This is a genomic window from Frigoribacterium sp. AC512 (assembly GCF_979258295.1).
In genome coordinates this window covers 3,018,487-3,033,220 of sequence record NZ_OZ409850.1, presented here as the reverse complement: position 1 = coordinate 3,033,220, position 14,734 = coordinate 3,018,487, and the positions used below count along the sequence as shown (strand labels likewise).

Annotated in this window: 11 protein-coding genes and 2 pseudogenes; 10 read left to right on the top strand and 3 right to left on the bottom strand. The window is 70.0% G+C overall.

Annotation, left to right across the window (positions count from 1 at the left end):
• Positions 1-87: 87 nt before the first annotated feature.
• From ACZZ97_RS13940 to ACZZ97_RS13915, 6 genes are read left to right on the top strand one after another with little or no spacing between them, the layout of a single operon-like run.
• Positions 88-1,203 (top strand): RDD family protein, encoded by a 1,116-nt coding sequence (locus ACZZ97_RS13940; protein WP_463473540.1) that lies wholly within the window; start codon positions 88-90, stop codon positions 1,201-1,203.
• Positions 1,193-1,558, top strand: a complete 366-nt coding sequence (locus tag ACZZ97_RS13935; protein ID WP_463473539.1) for a hypothetical protein — start codon at positions 1,193-1,195, stop codon at positions 1,556-1,558. The genes ACZZ97_RS13940 and ACZZ97_RS13935 overlap by 11 nt, the downstream gene beginning before the upstream one ends.
• Entirely contained in the window at positions 1,555-2,883 is a 1,329-nt protein-coding gene (locus tag ACZZ97_RS13930) for an EsaB/YukD family protein (protein ID WP_194614159.1), read from the top strand. Before ACZZ97_RS13935 ends, ACZZ97_RS13930 begins: the two co-directional genes overlap by 4 nt.
• Positions 2,880-3,896, top strand: coding sequence for a hypothetical protein (locus ACZZ97_RS13925; protein ID WP_463473538.1), 1,017 nt, complete (start codon positions 2,880-2,882; stop codon positions 3,894-3,896). Before ACZZ97_RS13930 ends, ACZZ97_RS13925 begins: the two co-directional genes overlap by 4 nt.
• Positions 3,893-7,891 carry a type VII secretion protein EccCa gene (eccCa, locus tag ACZZ97_RS13920; protein ID WP_463473537.1) on the top strand — a complete coding sequence of 1,333 codons (3,999 nt, stop codon included), beginning with the start codon at positions 3,893-3,895 and terminating at the stop codon, positions 7,889-7,891. The genes ACZZ97_RS13925 and eccCa overlap by 4 nt, the downstream gene beginning before the upstream one ends.
• Complete coding sequence (locus ACZZ97_RS13915; RefSeq protein ID WP_463473536.1) at positions 7,888-8,529, top strand: hypothetical protein; 642 nt, start codon at positions 7,888-7,890, stop codon at positions 8,527-8,529. The genes eccCa and ACZZ97_RS13915 overlap by 4 nt, the downstream gene beginning before the upstream one ends.
• Here ACZZ97_RS13915 and ACZZ97_RS13910 read toward each other — a convergent pair.
• Positions 8,510-8,896: pseudogene (locus ACZZ97_RS13910) on the bottom strand (SOS response-associated peptidase); the annotation flags it as partial. The gene ACZZ97_RS13915 and the pseudogene ACZZ97_RS13910 sit on opposite strands and share 20 nt — an antisense overlap.
• A 267-nt stretch (positions 8,897-9,163) precedes the next feature.
• Between ACZZ97_RS13910 and ACZZ97_RS13905 the strand changes: the two are divergent.
• Positions 9,164-9,853: an SOS response-associated peptidase gene (locus ACZZ97_RS13905; RefSeq protein ID WP_463473535.1), complete on the top strand. Its 690-nt coding sequence runs from the start codon at positions 9,164-9,166 to the stop codon at positions 9,851-9,853.
• A gap of 35 nt (positions 9,854-9,888) precedes the next feature.
• On the opposite strand, the gene ACZZ97_RS13900 is transcribed toward ACZZ97_RS13905, so the two are convergent.
• Positions 9,889-10,689 carry a DUF1883 domain-containing protein gene (locus ACZZ97_RS13900; RefSeq protein WP_463473534.1) on the bottom strand — a complete coding sequence of 267 codons (801 nt, stop codon included), beginning with the start codon at positions 10,687-10,689 and terminating at the stop codon, positions 9,889-9,891.
• A gap of 858 nt (positions 10,690-11,547) precedes the next feature.
• Between ACZZ97_RS13900 and ACZZ97_RS13895 the strand changes: the two genes are divergently transcribed.
• Positions 11,548-12,258 carry a DUF6338 family protein gene (locus tag ACZZ97_RS13895; protein ID WP_463473533.1) on the top strand — a complete coding sequence of 237 codons (711 nt, stop codon included), beginning with the start codon at positions 11,548-11,550 and terminating at the stop codon, positions 12,256-12,258.
• A 90-nt stretch (positions 12,259-12,348) separates the two neighbouring features.
• Here the strand turns inward: ACZZ97_RS13895 and ACZZ97_RS13890 are convergent, their stop codons facing one another.
• The gene (locus tag ACZZ97_RS13890) at positions 12,349-12,966 is read right to left on the bottom strand and encodes a hypothetical protein (protein WP_463473532.1); all 618 of its coding nucleotides are present in this window, start codon (positions 12,964-12,966) and stop codon (positions 12,349-12,351) included.
• Between the two features lie 257 nt (positions 12,967-13,223).
• Here ACZZ97_RS13890 and ACZZ97_RS13885 point away from each other — a divergent pair.
• Positions 13,224-13,537, top strand: a pseudogene (locus ACZZ97_RS13885) (ArsR/SmtB family transcription factor); the annotation flags it as partial.
• A gap of 44 nt (positions 13,538-13,581) precedes the next feature.
• A complete protein-coding gene (locus tag ACZZ97_RS13880) occupies positions 13,582-14,529 on the top strand; it encodes an LAPAL motif-containing putative phage structural protein (protein ID WP_463473531.1) in 948 nt (315 codons plus the stop codon).
• Positions 14,530-14,734: the final 205 nt, after the last annotated feature.

The window sequence follows — 14,734 nt, the reverse complement described above, 5'->3', positions numbered from 1 at the left end:
CGGTTCGGCGGTCGAGGGGACCTCGCCGGGCGCGCCGCCGGTCGCGGCGGGCGGCACGGCTGGTCCCGGGGACGAGAGGCGACGCCGATGGGTGCTCTGGTGGGCGCGCGGAGCTGCGGTCGGTGCGGGGCCCCGCTCGCCACAGGCGGCTCGTGGTGCTCGTCCTGCGGCGTCCGCATCGTCCCGGCCGCACCCGGCAGCGCCATCGGGACCTACTCGGGCCTGCTCGCCGGCGTGCAGCCCGCTGCTCCCTCACGACGTCGCGGCGCCGTCGCGCTCGACTGGGGCGTGCCCCTCGCGCTGCTGGCCGTGCTCGTCCTCGGGGTCGTGACGGGCGCCTCCTCGGCTGCTCCCGGCGCCGCCCTCGTGCCCCTGCCCGTCGAGGTCGCCGTCGCCGCCGCCGCCGTGGCGCTCGTCGTGGTCGACGTCGTCGCCTTCGTCACGCGAGGCCGCTCGCTCGGCCGGCTCGCCCTCTCCCTCCGCACCGTCGACGACCTCACCGGGCGGCCGCCCGCGGTGCTCCGCGTCGACCGTCGCGGCAGGTTCTCGATCCGCCGACAGACCGTCACCGTCGACCTGCGGCGCGGACGCGACCCGCTCACGTCGTCGGCGCCGGTGGTCCGGCGTCCCGTGCTCGCGCCTCCGGGAGCCGGCATCGGTGCCGGTCCCGTGCGGCAGCACGAGGCCGCCGACCCGGCCTGGCGCCCCGACGAGGCCACGCTCGGGCGGACCGGCTCGGGCCGGGCGACCCAGGGCGACGCCGTCGTCGTGCTGGTGCTCGACAGCGGCGAGCGGCTCGAGCTCGAGACGTCGTTGTTGATCGGCCGCGCACCCGTCGTCCGCGAGGGCGACGACCACCCCGTGTTCGCCTGGGCCGACCTCGGGCGGAGCCTCACCAAGACCCACGCCCTGCTCGAGTGGCAGGGCCCCGTGCTCTGGGTCACCGACCTCGGCTCGACCAACGGGTCGTCGCTCGTGGCGCCCGACGGCACGCGGCAGCCGCTCGTGCCGGGGCTCCGCGGCCCGGCCGCCGTGGGGTACACGATCGAGCTCGGCGAGCGGACGGTGCTGGTGCAGCCGTCCGGCGTCGTCGACGACCGCCGTCTCGCCGCCGGGGCGCCCGCCCGGGCCGCCGTGTCCGTCGGCGCCGGCGCGCACGCGGCCGCCGGGACCTCCGGGGAAGGAGCGTCCCGTGAGCGGTGACCGCGACGTCGTCCTGCTCGAGACCGTCAAGACCCACCGGGCACGACTCGTCTCGGCCCTGCTCTTCGGCGAGCTCGACGAGCGCCGGCCCGTCGTCGACAACGTGCGCCGCCTCGTGGTGAGCCTCGTCGTCGCCGCCGTCGCCTGCGCGGGCTGTGCCGGCACCTCGTTCGTGCTCTCGGTCCTCGCGGACCAGCGGGAGGCCCAGGCGCAGCAGCAGCTCGAGCAGCAGCAGCGGTCGGGCAGCACAGGAGGTGCGACGACGTCGCCGACGCCGGCCGACACCGCCCCCGCCGACACCGCACGGACCGACGGTCCCGACCCCAGCCAGATCCCGACGACGGAGCCCCGATGACCGACTACACCCGTCTGACCATCGTCGGGTCCACGCGGCGCGCCGATCTCGTCGTGCCCGCCGACGAGCCGATCGGCGGCCTCGTGCCCCGGCTCATGGAGCTGCTCGGCGAGGTGCCCGGCGCGGTGTCGCGCCCGCTCGCCCTCGTGCGCTCGACGGGCGAGCAGCTCGACTCGTCGCTGTCGGCGGCGGAGCAGCGCGTGGTGGACGGCGAGCTGCTGCGTCTGCTGCGCGAGGACGCCGCCCCGCCGCCTCCCGAGGTCGCCGACGTCACCGACGTGCTCGCCGAGTCGCTCGCCTCGCGGCCGGGACTCTGGACCCGTCGTTCGAGGACGGCCACCGCGGCCGTCACGATCGGTGCGCTCTCCGGGGTGCTCTCGCTGGTCGCCGTGCGGCTCGACGAGGTCGAGCCGCTCGGGTCGCTCGGCGGCGCCTGGCTGTTCGCCGTCGCCGTCGCGATCGTCGCGGGCCGGTTCCGCGGCCGCTGGCTCTCGGTCGCCGCGACCGCCGTCGCGCTCGGCACCTCCGTGCCGCTGGCCGCGACGATCGTCGCGAGCGGCACCTCCGGCCTGCTCGTGCCCGCCGTGGACCTGCCGCTCGTCGCGCTGGTGCTGGTCTGGGCGGCTCTCGCCCTCGGGGTCGGAGCGGGCCTCGGCCACCGGTCGGCGTGGTGGGCCGGCGTGCTCGGCACGGTGCTCGCCGCGACCCCGGTCGTGCTGCGGCTGCTCGGAGTCGACGACGCCGGGGCCGTCGGGACGGGGGCCGTGCTCACCGTCGTCGTCTGCGGACTGCTGCCCTGGTACGCGATGAGCGCCTCCGGCCTGACCGGGCTCGACGACCAGGTCGTCGACGGTCGACGGGGCCGGCGCGACGAGGTGCTCGTCACCGTCTCGGAGGCGTACCGCACGCTCACCTGGGCGACCTTCGCGGTCGCCGGACCGATCGCCGTGACGACCGTGGCCCTCGTCGGTGCCGACGACCTCTGGCAGGTCGGGCTCGGCGTCGCCGTGGTGCTCGTCGTCGCGGCCCGCACCCGCGCCCTCCCCGTGGCCGTGCAGGGCTGGGCGCTCTGGGCCGCGGCCCTCGTCGGCCTCGCCGGCGGCGTGCTCGTGCAGGCCCTCGCTCCCACGTGGCTGCTCGTCGTCGTGCTCGCGGCCGGCGTGGTCGTGGCCGTCGTCGCGGGCGGCGTCGACCCGGTCGCCCACCAGCGCGCCTCGCTCCGCCGGTTCGGCAACACGGTCGAGGCCCTCGGCGTCGTCGCGCTGCTGCCCGTCCTCGTCGGCGTGTTCGGCGTGTACGGCGAGCTCCTGGCGGCCTTCTCGTGACCGCCTTCGACGCCTTCGTCCGGTCGGCGCCGCTCGCCCTGCTCGGCAGCGTGTCGGCGCGGGTGCACGAGCTCAGCACCGTCGACGAGGTGCTGCGGCGACCCCTCCCGGTCTCGCGACGCATCGGTGTCGTGCAGGCTCGGGGCGGCGCGGGCGCCAGCTCGACCGCCGGCTACGTCGCGTCGTTGCTCGCCCGTCGTCGTCCCGGGCTCGTGCTCGGGGTCGACGCGTCCCGTGGGCCGCGCGGCATGCTCTGGCACGCCGGGGCGCCCACGGGCGGGGGCTCGGCGCACCGGGGCCGTCGACGCGGCGCCACGAGCTCGGCGGAGGCGGTCGACGGCCTGGCCCGGACACCGTCCGGACTGTGGGCCCTCGACCTCGACCCCCGGGACGAGTCGCGCGCCGTCGCGTCCGCCGAGACCTGGTTCGACGAGGTGACGCCCGTCAGCCGGTTCTTCGAGCTCGTCGTCACCGACTGGGGAGTCCGCGACTGGCGGGCCGACCTGACGGACGTCGTCTCGGCCAGCCGCACGGTCTGCATCGTCGCCCGCGCCGACCGGCACGCGGCCGAGGAGGCGGCGGCCCTCGTGCCCGCGATCAAGGACCACCCCGACCGGCCCGACGTCGTGATCGCGCTCGTCGACGTGGGGGCGGCCGGGCGTGCGGCCCCGAGGACGGTGGGCGACGACCCGACCGTGCCCGTCGTGCACGTGCCCTACGACGCGAGACGCGGGGCGGCCCGGCCCGTGGGCAGCGCCGCCCTCGGCACGCGGACCCGCATCGCGTACGCGCGGCTGGCGGCGGCGCTCATGCCCGCGGCCGGCTCGTCGACAGCAGCAGGCGCAGCAGCAGCGGGCGCAGCCGCGTCGCCGGGGGCGGAGGCGGCCTCCGCCCGGGACGCCGTGCCGGGTCGCGACCCGAACGCCACCGCCGGGCGCGACCCCGAGCGCCGCAGCGGGCGCCGGTCCGCCGGGCCGACAACCGCCACGCGGAGCCAGGAGGGACGGCGATGACCGTCAAGCTCGTCCACCGTCCGACCCGGATCACCCGGCCGGTGAAGCCGGCCGAGCACCAGGACGTCACGCCGCCGCCCCAGCTGGCCGACGGCAAGGTCGGCGGCGTTCCCGTCCAGGCGCTGCTGCCCGTGGTCGGGGCGCTCTCGTCCGTCGTGATGATCGTCGTCTACCGCGGCAGCTCCAACCCGCTGTTCCTGCTCGTGGGCGGCGTGCTGCTGCTCGTCGCCCTGATCGGCGGCCTGGCGGTCACCCTCAGCCAGCGCGGCAACGCCGTGCGGCAGCGCCGGGTGCAGCGTGAGCGCTACCTCGACTTCCTCGAGCGGCTGCGCGCCGCCATGCGGACCAAGGGCCGGGCCGTGCGCGCGACCGCGGCCGTGCTCGACCCCGAGCCCGCAGCGCTGCTCGAGCTCGTCCGCGACCCCGCACGGCTCTGGGAGCGCCGCCGTCAGCACGACGACTTCCTCTCCGTCCGGATCGGCGAGGGCGACCTGGCCTGGTTCCCGATGTCCGTCCCCGACGACCCCGACCCCGTCCAGCCGTTCGACCCGATCATGGTGAGCGAGGCCCAGTCGGTCGTCGACCACCTCTCGACGGTGCGCGGCATGCCGATCACCGTCGACCTCGACCGTGCCGGATCGGTCGCCGTGCTCGGCGACCGCGAGTCCGCTCTGCGCGTCGCGCGCTCGATGATCCTGCAGCTGGCCGCCCTGCACTCGCCCGACGACGTGCACATCGCCGCGGCCTTCCCCGAGAGCGCGGCCGCCGACTGGAAGGGCGTCGACCTGCTGCCCCACGCCGTGGTCGACTCGCTCTTCGACGGGCCGGTGCCGGCGCGCCGGGTCGCGCCCAGCGCCTCCTCGTTGCTCTCGGTGATCGGCGGCGAGCTGGGCGACAGGGCGCAGGAGGCGGCGACCACGAAGCGCTCGATCGGGACGACCGCGCGCACCGACGGCTCACGGCTGGTCGTCTTCGTCGACGACTGGGGCCACGTCGCCTCGAGCATCCCCGTGCCCGACGCCGACCTGTCGCTGACCGACCTCGGCGTCACCACGGTCCACCTGCTCAGCGACCGCCTGCACGAGCCGTCGGACGTGACGCTCCGCATCACGGTCGAGGGCGAGGAGGCGGTCGTCACCGACGCGCGGGTGGAGGACGACGGCCAGGTGCGCGTGCAGCGGGCCGTCATCGACACCACGACCCCTCAGCTCTTCGAGGCCGTCGCCCGCACGCTCACGCCGCTGCGCCTCAGCCTCAGCCGCCAGGACGAGGTCGACTCCGCCCGCTCGATCAGCGTCACCGAGCTGCTCGGCATCGACGACGTCACCACGCTGACCCCGGCGACGGCGTGGACGCCGCGCTCGCCGCGGGACTTCCTGCGGGTGCCGATCGGGCTCGACGACTTCGGCGCGCCCGTGCTGCTCGACCTCAAGGAGTCGGCGCAGCTCGGCATGGGCCCGCACGGCATCTGCATCGGCGCCACCGGCTCGGGCAAGAGCGAGCTGCTGCGCACGCTCGTGCTGGGGCTCGCCCTGTCGCACCCCCCGGAGGACCTCAGCATGGTGCTCGTCGACTACAAGGGAGGCGCGGCCTTCGCGCCCTTCCAGGGCCTCCCGCACGTCGCGGGTCTGATCGACAACCTCGCCGACGACGCCCAGCTGACCGAGCGTGCCCGGGTCAGCATCCAGGGCGAGGTCGTCCGGCGTCAGGAGCAGCTCCGCGACGCCGGCGGGGCCGCCTCGATCAGCCACTACCGCGAGATGCGGGCCGAGCGGCCGGAGCTGCCGCCGATGCCGCACCTCTTCGTCGTCATCGACGAGTTCGGCGAGCTGCTCACCGCCGAGCCCGAGTTCGTCGACCTGCTGCTGACGATCGGCCGCATCGGCCGGTCGATCGGCGTGCACCTGCTGCTCTCCAGCCAGCGCATCGAGGCCGGCAAGCTGCGCGGCCTCGACACCTACCTCTCGTACCGGATCGGCCTCCGCACCTTCTCCGAGGCCGAGAGCTCGATCGTGCTCGACCGGCCCGACGCGTTCCACCTGCCCGCCGTGCCGGGCTACGGGTTCCTCAAGGTCGACACGTCGGTGTACCGGCGGTTCCGCGCGGGCTTCGTCTCGGGTCCCCTCCCCTCGGAGGCGGCGCGCGCCCTGTCGACGGAGGACGTGCGTCCCGTGCCCCTGCTGCTGCCGACCTACAACGGCATCGCGTCGTCGGACGACGACCAGGGCGAGGAGGAGCTGAGCCGGCCCGACGTCGGGCGTGCGGTCATCGACGAGGCCGTCGACCGCCTCATGGCCGGCGGATCCGCGGTCGACCCGGTCTGGCTGCCGCCGCTGCCCGACCGGCTCGCCCTCTCGAGGGTCGTCGGCGAGCCCGGCGCGGGCGGGCTGCGCGTGCCCGTCGGGCTGCTCGACGACCCCGTGCGCCAGCGACAGGACCCCTGGCTCCTCGACCTCTCCCGGGCCGGCGGGCACGTCGCCGTGATCGGCGCCCCGCAGACCGGCCGCAGCACGTTCCTGCGCACGGTCGTCGCCTCCCTCGCCCTCACGCACACCCCCCGCGAGGTCACCGTCTACGGCATGGACCTGACGGGCGGCGGGCTCGCGCGGATCGAGGGGTTCCCGCACGTGGGAGGCGTCGCGACGCGCGCCAGCAAGGACCGCCTCCTCCGGCTGCTCGAGGAGCTCGCGGCGATGCTCGTGGTGCGCGAGCGCGTGTTCCGCGACCACGGCATCGACTCCCTCGCCATGCTCCGTCGCCTGCACGCGGCGGGCGAGGTGCCCGAGCTGATCTCGGCCGACGTCGTGCTCGTCGTCGACGGCACGGGCGCGCTGCGGAACGACTTCGCCGAGCTCGAGACGCCCTTCGGCGACCTGCTGCAGCGCGGCGGCGGCTACGGGCTGCACGTCGTGCTCGGCATGACCCGCTGGAACGAGCTGCGCATGGCGCAGCAGCCGCTCGTCGGGACGCGGGTCGAGCTGCGCCTGAACGACCCCGCCGACTCGGTCATCGGCCGGAAGCTCGCCCAGACCATCCGCTCCGACCAGCCCGGCCGCGCGCTGACGGACGACCACCTGTTCGCCCAGGTCGCCCTCCCGGTGCTCGACGACACGGACGACGACGACCTCGGGGCAGCCCTGGAGGCCCTCGCGCGCCGCTCGGCGACGAGCTGGAACGGGCCGGCCGCCGCGCCGATCCGCCTCCTGCCGACGGAGCTCTCGCCCGACGAGCTGCCGGACGTCCGCGACGAGCCCGTCGCGGTGCCCTTCGGCCTGCGGCAGGACACGATGCAGCCCGTGCTGCTCGATCCGGCGCTCGAGCAGCACCTGCTGGTGTTCGGCGACTCCCGCTCGGGCAAGTCCACCGTGCTGCGCGGCCTGGTGCGCGGCTTCGTCGAGCGCGCCTCGCCGGACGACCTCGTCGTCGCCCTGATGGACCTCCGCGGCGACCTCGTCTCGGAGGTGCCCGACGACTACCTGGGCGGACACGCCTCGACCTCGACGGACGCCAGGGCGCTCGCCACGGCCGTCGCCGGCGAGCTCGCGGCGCGCCAGGCGGGGGACCGGGCCGCGGGGCCGCGCATCGTCGTCGTGGTCGACGACTACGACATCGTCGCGTCCGGCGGCACCGAGCCGCTGCGTCCCCTGCTCCCGTTCCTGCCGTCGGCGCGGGACCTGCGGCTGCACGTGCTGCTCAGCCGGCCGGTCGCCGGGGCCTCGCGCGCGCTCTACGACTCCGCTCTGCAGACGATCCGCGACACGGGCGGGTCGTCGCTGGTGATGTCCGGCGAGCGGAGCGAGGGGCAGATCCTGCCGCAGGTGTACGCCGAGCAGATGACCGCCGGGCGCGGCCGGCTGGTGCGCCGGGGGCAGTCGCCCCGCATCGTGCAGGTGGCCGACTTCCGGCCTGCCGGGCCTCCTGGTGCGGGCGAGCCTGCCGGTGCGGGCGAGCCTGCCGGTGCGGGCGAGCCCTCCGCGTCCGGGACGGCGTCGTGAGCGGCGTCGCCGGCAGCCGTCGCGTCGTCGTCGCGGGCGTGGCGGGGGGCGTGGGCACCACCACCGTCACGGCCCTGCTCTTCACGACGCTCTCCGGCGACTCGTCGCCCCGGCTCGTCGACCACTCGGGAGGCGACCTCGGCGCACGCCTGACCGGAGGGGACGACGCGGGCCGCGTGGACCGGTCGCTGTCGCTGCACGACCTCGGGGCGCACGCCGACGGGGCCCTGATCGACCTGCTGGCCGAGCCCGACGTGTTCGGCGTCGTCGTCGGGCCGACCACCGAGGCCGGCACGGCCGACGTCCGCCGCGTGCTCGAGAAGGTGCGCGAGCGCCACGGCAGCGGCGGGCTGAGGCGCATCCTCGTGGTCGTCGTGGGCACCTTCGGCCAGCACTCCACCGCGCGTGCCGAGGAGGCGCTGCAGAACGAGTTCGGCCGGCGGTCGCTCGTGGTCGTCCCGCGCGACCCGGCGCTCGCCGCGGGCGGCCGGGTGCCGCTCAACCGCGTGAACGCCGAGTCGCGCCGTGCTCAGGCCACCCTCGCGTCGTACCTGCGCGAGCGGCTCGTGAGCCACGCGGGCGCGAGCACGACCGCGCCGCCTCCGGTCGCCCCGGGCCTCAGCCCACCGGCTCGATGAGCCTGGGCCCGGTGTTCCGCACCGAGCCGACGTCGCGCGTGACCTCGTGGTGCACGAGGTCGTGGGCCACCTCGAAGGAGGCGCGGTCGAGCAGCGAGAGCAGCTCACCGGTGTCGAGGTGGTCGCCCAACGAGTCGTCGTAGGCGTCGGGCGTGAGGCAGGACGGCATCCGGTCGTGGACCTCGCCGGGCGCGACGTGGGCGTCGCGGGTGATGATCGACATCGAGAGCACCCACCTCGTCGGGTCGTCCTCGTCCTTGGCGGGGTCGGGCCAGGCGCTCGTCACGCCGGCCATGGCGAGGCCGGCGTCCGGCTGGTGCACGAAGTGCGGCTGCTTGCCCGTCTCGGTGACGACCCACTCGTAGTACCCGAGCGCCGGCTTATCCGGTAGTTGCTTGCTCTGTCGGTGATGGTGGCTATCCGTCTAGGTTGAGGCAAAGCCACCACTTGCGGCTGCGTTATCCGGTAGTGATCGTCAACGGTGTGGTCGAAAGTCAACGAGGAAGTTGGTGAGCGTGGCTCTCATGGAAGAATCCTCGAGCTGAGCCGACAGGTCGACGTCTCTGTGGACCGGAGCTGAAAACGGCGCTGGCCTCGGGGCTCCTCGCCGCCTGCGCGGGTGGATACTGGCGGCATGTGCGGACGGATGGTGATAGCTCGAGCTGCCGGTGACCTCGTCGCAAGCCTGGGCATCGATCTTCGTGACGAGTCGCCTGGGGGAGAGTCCTACAACGTCGCTCCGACCCAGACCGTGCCGGTTCTCAAAGCCGATCAGGACACACGCAATCATCGCGTCGCACTCGAGAGCGCACGGTGGGGACTGGTCCCGTCCTGGTCACGAGGACCCCAAGGAGCACCTCTGATCAATGCTCGAGCTGAGACTGTCACCGCGAAACCCTCCTTCCGCTCTGCAGTGCTCAAGAGGCGAGGACTCGTTCCTGCGGACGGGTACTACGAATGGACAACCACCGCGTCAGGAAAAGAGCCTGTGTACCTGCACCGTGCCGACCATGAAGGGCTGCTCTTCGCGGCTGTTGTGGAGTACTGGCGCGACCCCGTAGATGGTCAGGCGTGGCTTCCCTCTCTCGCCATCATTACTCGCCCCGCCGCCGACGACATCGGGCACGTTCACGACCGGTCCCCAGTCATAGTTCCGGAGTCGCGTCTTGATGAGTGGCTTGATCCGAGCGTTTCAGACCGTGCCACCGTGGAGGGCCTACTCGGCTCCCTCCCCGAACCGCACCTCACTCCGACAGGGGTCGGCAAGTTCGTCAACTCCGTTAAGAACGACGGCCCACACCTGATCACCGCGATCTCGCAGTAGAGGCGCCAAGCTCCGTCCAAGGGTGCATAGGCCCGTCAGCCTTTACGAACCGCCAGTACCAGTTCCGCGATCTCGTCTGCGATGTCCTCGATCTCTGTGTCGCCCGTGGACCGTGCAAATTTGTCGGCCAAGGAGGGGCTGTGAGCGGCAACTGCAGCGCGATCAATGTCGTGCCAGACCGGGAGCAGGTTCTGCTCTCCACCCACCGAGAGAGTCACGATTCCGTCCAGCTCGTACTGGGTCCAGCCCTTGGCGAAGTAAGCCTCGCTGAGAATGACGGCCGCAAAACTGCTGCTTCTGATGCCGCGGTCGATGCGTCGACGAAGGCTGTCCCCGATGCGCAGTTCTGCTTGGTCCAGCCACACAGAGATGCCTCTCTCTCCGAGCGCTTCGGCCAAGGGCAGTGCGACGGCTGCCTTATCTTCACTCGCGTGCGAGAGGAACACGTCCCAGACCTGCCCATCGAACTCGGCGGGAGACTCGGGAGGCAGGGGGCGTCTTACCGACACCTGTCCGGCTACACCGGCGTCCGGAGCGCTACGAAACTCCGGCAGATTGCCACGGGGTGGGGGCTCAACAACAACAGAAGCGTTTACCGTGCCAGCAGCCCCGCCTAGGTCGACTGCGATGAACCAGTGGCCATTGGAGGGGACGGTCAGACGGGCAGGGCTTTTCTTCACTAGGCCCCCGGTGTACTTGAAGCGCCCGCCACGTCCACTCGAGTAAGTGCGGTAGTTGGACGAGTCCATCAGCAGCACATTTGCTTGTTTTCGAAGGGTGACGACAACCGTCGAGCCCTTCTTCAACTGCCCCAGATCCTTCTTCAGGTGCTCCATGCCTGGATAGTAGGGCGTACCACCGACAGGAAGCCCAAGGTCTGGACAACTCAAACAATCGGCGCAGTTTAAGGGCGTGGCTGCCCGCTTCTAATGAGTAAGGGCAGTCACTACCCATCGGCTATGTCGGCGGCACCTCGCAAGGACAGCGCTAGGCGGTCATTTTGGTCATCACGAGGGTGTCGACCTCACGGCAAGATGCCTGCGTCTCACTCAGGCCTTGACGGTCCACGTTGCCCCGTTCGTGCCCTGTCGCCGTAGATTGGCCGCGTCACTTCGCGCTCTGAAGGAGCCAGTGCTGCCTTGTGAGGTCCTAACCGTCGGATAGGCGGGCTTAGCCGACCGGCGCCGTGGAGTTCAGTCGGCAGTCCCACATGGGGAATTACCTATTTAGAACAGCCGGATGCGCATAGCTGCTAGGAAGTAATCAAGGCCAGAGATCGTCCGGAGGACGATCGCTGGCCTCCTATAAACGCATACGTCCTAATCGCGCGGTCGCGGCTTAGGCGTCGGCGTGGTGTTCATGTTCGAAGTCGTCAAGGGCTTTGCGTTCGGTGCCTCCCGCTGGCCATGCTCAAGATGCGTTTGATTCTCAAAGGTCTGGGTCTTCTTCGTTGGATCGCTTTTACCGGGCATGAATCCTCCTAATCTCGAGGGCGGGGTTTCGGGGCGCTGCCTTCGCGACTGACTTTCAAAGGCTTGGAGTTGGGAGCGGCCTGCTGTCCCTCGACAACTCTGCCTACGCGAGGTGAGGGCACTTTAGGCTGCTTTTTCTCAGATTCGGCCATGTTGCTCCTCGAAGTATCTGACGGAATGGGCGAGTGCCGAAGGGTTGCGGCGCTGCGCTAAGGGCATGCTGTGCTGGTGATACCTACGACTCTAAGCGGCATTTTTCTCTTCCTCGTAGTCCTTATCCCCGGATTTATTTACGTCAGCGTGCGTGAGGGGCATCGACCGATCCGAAAGCTGTCTGCGTTTCGTGAGACGGCCGCGGTTGTTTCGGCTAGCGCGGCGTCCTACGTTCCGGTCGTCGTTGTCTCCGCAGTGCTGGCGCTGACCGTGCCGAGCTTCAACGGTGAAGTGGGACAAGCCCTTGCAGGCCCGGAGAAGTACTACGCCGCACACGCCTACCGATCAATCGGCGGGCTGCTCGCATTCGTGGCGACGGGCTCTGTCGTTGCGTTCTTGCGAGGTAGGCACCGCGCGTTCTCCAAAAAATCAGATGCGGGGGCCTCGGCCTGGTGGCAAGTCTTTTCTTCCGACAACGGCAATGAGCCACACGCTGTCCGCCGTGTGAGCGTCTATCTCAAGGACGGATCGATGCTTGTGGGGAACCTTAAATCGTTCAATAACGAAGCCGAGGAGCATGCGGATCGGGACTTTATTCTCCAAACTCCGCTGAGCTTCCAGAACGCCGGCTCGGATGAGCTTTACGCTCTTGAAGGCACCGCTGTCGTTGTCAGCGCTAGGGAAATTCAGTTCTTCGAGCTTTTCCTCGACCCCGTCATGGATGAAACCTCTGCAGAGCCGGAAGAAGACTTGGGAAGTCGGCAAGGCCGCAGCCAGTGACGTCGGGACACGGCCTGTTCCAGCTGCAACAACGGTGTGACCTCGACAAAAGAGTGATTACCCCTACCTCGGGTTTTGCGCCGGGGCCGCTCAGCCAGCGTCAGGCGTCTGGTACATGCTCGGTCCTGTTCCAGGAGTCACGGGAAACCTCTCAAGCCACGTCCTCAGCGCATCGGTCTCGCTTGCGGATGTGTCTTCGGGCATGTCGTTCTGAGCTTGGGTGAAGATCTCGTGCCAGAGCGTGGCCATGGCCCGCCGCCGGTCTCGTTGTCCCCCGCTGAACCAGACCACGGTGACCGCGAACAGCACGACCATAAGTGCGGCTGCGACCCAGAGCAGAGCTGTTGTCAGGAAGTCTTGGTTAGCGCGGGCATCCTGCGGGGTGAGTTGATCAACGAGCCCTAAATACGCGGCCAGGAGGACAGCCACGACGGCCGTGATTACGGTTGCGACGTTTGTAAGGCCACTGACGAGGACAGAGGAGGCAATTCCCCGATTTCCGGGCTCATGGGTAAGGCTGTCGCGTCGCAGCAGCAGGAGAGTCGCACGCTGGACGCCAGGAGGCTCGGCCAGGAACCGTTCGGTGCGGATGTCGATGTGGCGGAGCGTCTGATGGGTGGTGTGACGTCCTGCCCGGCGGTAATCATCGTCACTGCGGACGGACTCGAGAGTGCGGAGCTTGGCCCAATGCCAGTCAATTTTCATCACGTAGCGGGCTAGTCCTCGGTGGCGCGGTCGAGCGCACCCAGGATCATGTCGAGCTCCTCGTCGTCCATGGCCCCGTAGGTGGTGAGATCGCTTGGATCGTATCGGCCGCGCATGGTCCGACCGTAGCTAGCGAGGTGGGGCGGGTGGCAGTCCCCAGAAGGGGCCCTGCCATCCGTCAACACTCGTCTCGGTCGTACTCGACGGGGTCAGAAGGAGAATGGATATCTGAAACGTAGTTCTGAGCGCACGCCCGAACTAGCCTGAAGGCGATCGCCGATCCGGCCAGGCTCCGTCTTATCTCGATGGTCGCCGCGCACGACGGGGCCGAGGCGTGCATCTGCGACCTCCCCGACCTCTCGGGCTCAGCCAGCCGACGGACTCGCACCACCTGAAGGGGCTCGTCGAGGCCGGCATCCTCACCCGCGACATGCACGGGATCTGGGCGAACTACGCCCTCGTCCCCAGCGCCCTCGACTCTCTCGGGAAGCAGCTCGTCAGTGCTAGGTCGTCGCCTCTCTGCGCGTCCGGTGACGGATCGGCTCGCGAGAGACAAATGGGGTGCCGGGGGTGAGTGTTGCTCAAGGGTTGGGGCCTGAGCCGGTACGTTCCTATCTCATGGCTAATAAACCGACCGAAGATGCTGCGGCAGACACCCTGACTTTGCGTTTCACTGGGGAGGATGAGGACGGGACACAGCTGCACGAGCTCCGTGCTGCCCACGTCGCGGAGGTGCTACAGGGTCTGGTCGGTCTGACTAGCGACTTCGACAAGGCTGGTGTCTTCCACCCTGAAGGGCCTAGCGGGTCAGAGGTTCTCGTCCGTCCCGCTCAGGAGGGGTCGTTCCTCATTGAGGTCGTCCGGTTCACGACCGACAACTGGCCGGGAATCTTTGCGGTGGGCGGGGCAGCGGGCGTGCCTTCACTTGCGAGCGTTCTGTGGTGGGCGACAAAGTCGGCCCGTGCCGGCGTGAAGGACTTCGACCACCTCGACAACGGGAATGTGAAGGTTGTTTGGCAGGACGAAACCGCACAAGAGATCCCGGTTGCGGCTTGGGAGGAGCTGCAGAAGCGAACTCGGCGACGGAAGAAGCAGCTGCGTCAAATCCTGACGCCACTGAGTGACCGGCGGGTGTCCGCGCTTGATGTCAGTGGTCCTCCGGATGATGTTCTTGAGGCGCCCGGCGCGGAGGCTGCTCCGACCACATACGTTCTGACTCGTCCCGACTACGATGCGGTCAAGCCGGATGACGAGGTCGAGGAGACCTCCGAGATCTTCGAGACCGAAGCGCAGATGTCTGCGATCGACTTCGATGATTCGACCCGGTGGAAGGTGAAGACGGCCGCGCGAACCCGTTCGGCCACGGTCGAGGATGCAACGTTCCTCGGTCAGGTCGCGGGTGGGCTCGCAATCCGGAAGACGGACGTCTTCCGGTTGCGCATCCGTGAGGATGCAGTAACGAAGAACGGCAGCACACGCACGAGTTGGACAGTGCTACGAGTAGAGAGCCACAGGAGGGCTGCAGGTGACGACGACACACAGGCATCCGTCGCATCGACGTCTTGACATTGCCGGTTTGATCCTGACTCTGATCGGGCTCGTGTCTGGTGCCTTTGCGTACTGGTTAATCGACACTGCGCACATGAACATTTTGCTGATCGTCCCCGCAATCGTCACGACTACTCTCGGGGTGACGCACCTAACAAAGCGCGAGGCGCCACGCCCTTAGGTGGTGGGAATTACGGCGTCCCTACTTCCCTGGCCTGGTTCT

Excerpts from the sequence above, each read along its gene's own strand:
- ACZZ97_RS13940 (WP_463473540.1), top strand. The coding sequence starts at position 88 with ATGGGTGCTCTGGTGGGCGCGCGGAGCTGCGGTCGGTGCGGGGCCCCG.
- ACZZ97_RS13930 (WP_194614159.1), top strand. The coding sequence starts at position 1,555 with ATGACCGACTACACCCGTCTGACCATCGTCGGGTCCACGCGGCGCGCC.
- eccCa (WP_463473537.1), top strand. The coding sequence starts at position 3,893 with ATGACCGTCAAGCTCGTCCACCGTCCGACCCGGATCACCCGGCCGGTG.
- ACZZ97_RS13905 (WP_463473535.1), top strand. The coding sequence starts at position 9,164 with ATGTGCGGACGGATGGTGATAGCTCGAGCTGCCGGTGACCTCGTCGCA.
- ACZZ97_RS13900 (WP_463473534.1), bottom strand. The coding sequence starts at position 10,689 with ATGGAGCACCTGAAGAAGGATCTGGGGCAGTTGAAGAAGGGCTCGACG.
- ACZZ97_RS13880 (WP_463473531.1), top strand. The coding sequence starts at position 13,582 with ATGGCTAATAAACCGACCGAAGATGCTGCGGCAGACACCCTGACTTTG.